The sequence below is a fragment of the Neochlamydia sp. TUME1 genome, assembly GCF_000813645.1.
In the GTDB taxonomy this organism is placed as follows: Bacteria; Chlamydiota; Chlamydiia; order Chlamydiales; family Parachlamydiaceae; genus Neochlamydia.
Window position 1 is genome coordinate 1 of sequence record NZ_JRXI01000121.1, and the last position, 4,584, is coordinate 4,584.

Genomic DNA, 4,584 nt, shown 5'->3' on the forward strand with positions numbered 1-4,584 from the left:
ATACGTTTCAAAATAGTCGAAAGCATTCCCCCTCTTACGATGGGTTATGGAATCCCTATCAATCCTAAAACACGCGGAGAAGTTAAAAGCTTCTTCATCAGCGTGGGCGGGCGTCTTTAAGGTTTATTAAAACAAGGAGAAAATTTAATGAAAAAGTTATCTAAAAAAATCCTGCAAGCAGCCAGCGTAAGTTTCGCTTTAGTGGCCCTATGCCCTGCAGCAGCAGAAGCCTCTGCAGCTAAAGCTGATCAAGGAATTAAAATGCGTCTGGTGAACTTTAAGACTTGCGTAGAAAAATCTAAACTAGGCAAGCAAGAACAAGCTAGCTTTGAATCGCTCAAAAAGCAAATGGAAACAATGCTAGGCGAAAAAGAAAAAACATTGAATGAAATGGCCGATAAGCTTAATGATCCTGACTATCTTGACAGCCTCTCCCCTGAAGCGGAAACAGAGCTTAAGCGTAAATTTAGAACTTTAAGCCAAGAAGCAAGCCAACAGCAGTCGCAATATTATCAAGCAATACAACAAGCTAATTATAAGATATTGGATAAGCTCGCTGATGTGATCACTCAAGCCTCTGAGACTGTTGCTAAAAAGTATGGCTACCATATGGTGATGAACGAAGAAGGAGCTTACTATTATGATAAGGAATTAGACATTTCCGATGATATTGTAAGTGTGATGGATGAGCTTTTTGATAAAGAAGCTAAAGAGCCAAAGACACCCACAGGATCCAATCCATAAAGTCATAAGAGAAATCGATGAATTCCTTAAAAACCTTTAAGCTAGCCCATATAGCAGCGATGACACAATCAAAGCTGATAGGCAATCCCGATTATGAAATTGAAGGGGTTGCCGATCTAGAAAGAGCGAGTGCCAAAGAGGCCTCTTTTCTAGAAAACCCCCGCTATGAGCAAGCGATGCAAAAATCTCATGCAGGTGTGATATTTGTTAATTCACATACTCCTTTGGCGGGTGATCGTAACTTTTTGATTAATGAAAACCCTTCTTTAGCATTTCAACAATTAATTGATGCTTTTTTTAAAGAAAAGGAAGAGCTTACAGGTTTTGCAGGAATTCATCTGACAGCTGTGATTCACGAAACATGCCAAATTGGCGCTAATGTAAAAATTGGACCCCATGCTGTTATAGATAAAGAAGCTAAAATAGATGACAACACCTTTATTGGTGCAGGAGTATACGTAGGTCCTTATGTTACTATAGGAAAGGATTGCCTTATCCATCCTAAGGCTGTAATCCGTGAACGCTGCTCCCTAGGAGACAGAGTTATTCTACAGCCAGGTGCTGTGATAGGAGCTTGTGGTTTTGGCTATATTACCAACAAAGCTGGTGAACACATTAAACTGCAACAATTAGGTAAAGTGGAAATAGAAGATGATGTTGAAATCGGAGCCAATACGACTATCGATCGATCACGCTTTGAAACCACTCACATTAAAAGAGGCTCTAAAATAGATAATCTTGTGCAAATTGGACATAACGTCACTCTAGGCGCTCATAATATTATCGTGGCTCAGACAGGAATTGCCGGCTCCACTAAAACTGGCCGTCATGTTGTAATGGGAGGTCAAGTAGCGGTAGCAGGACATCTTAAGATTGCCGATGAAGTGATGCTAGCCGGGCGTACTGGGGTGACCAAATCCTTGCCTACGTCTGGTAAGTATGGAGGGCTGCCAGCCCAGCCTATCGAGATCCACAACCGTAATAGCGTATTTCTCAACCACATAGAAAAATACATAAAAGCAATTAAAGCTCTACAAGAAGAGATAAAAATTCTTAAAGACAAATCCTCTCATTAAAATTCCCATAAGAGTCATTTACTTAGGCAGAATTTAATTCCTATTCAACATGAAGCGTGCCAGAAATCTCATGCTTGGTTTCTAGTTAACGCGAATGATTTAGCATTTGTTCACTCTCTTCTTTTATTGCAAGCAGTAGGATGTGATAAACGCTTTTTTATTTAACTACTTTAAGTATTAATTAAGCCTTTTACTACGTAACACACACACCGTGGAAGAGCCAAATTATTGTAGCAATAGATGGGAAATTTGCTTAAATAATTACTCTTTAAAATAAATGTTTGAAAATTTAGAATTCTTAACCTACTCCCCTTTTTTCCTTTTTTTCTGGGGAGAAGGCGGACGATGTCCCACTAGCGCTGAAACGTTGCTACTATCTTTTTGGCTTTTAGTACTTCTGGCTTTTCTTTTTTTAGATTCTTCTGTTACCAATTTTTCAGTTGGATTGTTTGCTCTCTCTTCATTTTCTAGATTTCTTGGAGGTTCCGTGGGTTGAAAACTATCGCTTTTAGCGGGGAAAAAATCGAAAACTTTCATTCCAATTAATAATTGTCCCCCATTAGGAGAAAAGGATGCCGGCTTGTGTCCCCCGTATCCGAAGTGTTTTCCCAAACTGTGCAGGTATTCACCTGTTTGAGCATCCCACAGTTGAACATCATGTGGGTCAGAAATCACCAACCATTGGCTGTTTGAAGAAAAAAATGCTTGTTTGAAATCTCCAGGCTCTTCCAAATTTTTTAGACATTTCCCTGTTTGTGCATCCCAAAGATGGATGGAGTCGATAAGGTGAATAACTATCTTTTCACTATTTGAAGAAAAAGATATTTCTGTATCCCAATCTTTTTTTGCCGGTTTTTCTAAAGTCTGTAGACATTCTCCTGTGCTAGCATCCCAAAGACGAATGAAATCTAAGGTATCGGCAATTATCCGCTGGTTGTCGGGAGAAAAGAGGGTTATTTCTGCCCATTCCTCTAGCTCTTCATCCAAAGTTTTTAGCTTTTTTCCAGCTTTAGCATCCCAAAGGCAAAGAGACTGCCCATTATCAGCAATTAGGCGCTGACTGTCTGAAGAAAAAGATATGATGGAGGCATCCGCGCTTTCATCCAAAGTGCAGACCCATTCTCTAGTTTTAATATCCCATAGGCGAATGAATTCATAGTCGTCAATAACTATTTGCTGGCTATCTGGTGAAAAAGTTACCGAGCTTCCCCCGCTGTATTCTTCCCAAATATGTAGACATTCCCCGGCTTTAGCATTCCAGAGGCTAATAGATTCATTACTATTGATAACTAGCGACTCGCTATCTGGAGAAAAAGATATTTTTGTGAACAGACTTTCTTTTTTCGGTTTTTCCAAAGTGTGTAGGCATTTCCCAGTTTTAGCATCCCAAAGGCTAACGGATTTAGAGCTATCGATAGCCAACCACTGGCTATCTGGAGAAAAAGGTGTTTGTGAACTCCAATCTTTTGTTTCCCGTCTTTCTAAAGTCTGCAGACATTCTCCCGTTTTAGCATCCCAAAGGCGAATGGAGCTACCCCTGGTAACTAGCCGTTCTTTATTTGGAGAAAAGAATACTTCTGTACCCAATGAGTCTTCTTCTAAGACTTTTAGACATTCTCCTGTGTTGGCATCCCAAAGACTAGTAGACTTAGATCTATTAATAATTAGCCACTGGCTACCTGAAGAAAGAAATAGATCTCTGCTCCAAGTAATTCCCTCCCAAACCTGTAGACATTTTCCTGTATTAGCATCCCAAAGGCTAACAATTTCACAACGAGAGTTAATTATGTCATTATTAAAAACAATTACATGCTTACCATTCTGAGAAAACGCTGCTTGCGCGTTCTCTTTATGTCCTTTTTCCAATGCCAAAGGAAGTAAATCAATAATTTGCGCACGATTAGTTTTTATATTGTATTGAACCGCTAGTATATCTTTGGGAGAGACTTTCATCGTGTCGGATGTAGCAGATAAAGTAGGATAAGTTTTCCCAAGTAAACATTTCCAAAGTGAAGTGTCTGCACCTAATTCACACCAGCTCTTGCATACCTGCTGGCTAAAGCCGAGTTCTTTAACAGGCAAAAAGGAAAAAATTTTTAACAACATTTCAGAAGGGAGTGTACCTACAGTGAATTCTTTTTCTGGCGAGGAAGCTTTGCTAGCTTTTTGGAAATAAAGCTTTTTCCATAAGTTACTTGCCTGAATCAGTTGCTTCCATTCTTGGCAAACTCCCTCTGCTCGACATAGATCGGAGGCTCCCAATTTCGAGAAAATCTTGGCTGCAATCTCCGCATAAATATTTGTTTCTTCTTTAAACCAAGAAAGAGTCTTAAATACAGGAAATAAAACAGAGGGGTTTGGACGCAAAGGGTTCATTTGTTTAGCTTCTCTTTATCTAAATTTTAATTTTGCTACCTTTTTATAGGCAGGGATTTTTAAATTCCTTTGCAAATAATCGATGGGCTTGTCTTCAAAGTACTCAGAATACATGTAAAGCGTCCGACTTACAAATCCCAATCCATTTAAGATCATGCATTTAACAGCTTGCCCATAGGTTAGATGCTTATTCTTCGCCTAGTTACCTACTGCTTGGTCAATAAGGTCAACTAACCCTATCTCCTCACCCATTCCAGCTACCAATCCTAAATGATCGACGTTTTGTGTATCTATTTGCATAACTTTTAGTCGCTTAGTTTAAACCTTTAAAGAAAACATCTTACTCGATTAGCCTTCAAATTTCCTAATTATTTTTTTTGCTAAGGCA

General features: G+C 39.2%; 3 protein-coding genes and 1 pseudogene. 2 read left to right on the forward strand and 2 right to left on the reverse strand.

Features of this window, described 5'->3' with window-relative positions; all coding sequences use genetic code 11:
- Positions 1 to 147: 147 nt before the first annotated feature.
- A complete protein-coding gene (locus DB41_RS12960) occupies positions 148 to 744 on the forward strand; it encodes an OmpH family outer membrane protein (protein ID WP_039385310.1) in 597 nt (198 codons plus the stop codon).
- A gap of 17 nt (positions 745 to 761) precedes the next feature.
- A complete protein-coding gene (gene lpxD, locus DB41_RS12965) occupies positions 762 to 1,820 on the forward strand; it encodes a UDP-3-O-(3-hydroxymyristoyl)glucosamine N-acyltransferase (protein WP_039385311.1) in 1,059 nt (352 codons plus the stop codon).
- 303 nt (positions 1,821 to 2,123) lie between these two features.
- On the opposite strand, the gene DB41_RS12970 is transcribed toward lpxD, so the two are convergent.
- Complete coding sequence (locus tag DB41_RS12970) at positions 2,124 to 4,196, reverse strand: F-box/WD40 repeat-containing protein (protein WP_039385313.1); 2,073 nt, start codon at positions 4,194 to 4,196, stop codon at positions 2,124 to 2,126.
- Between the two features lie 15 nt (positions 4,197 to 4,211).
- Positions 4,212 to 4,496: pseudogene (locus DB41_RS12975) on the reverse strand (DUF4277 domain-containing protein).
- Between the last annotated feature and the right edge of the window lie 88 nt (positions 4,497 to 4,584).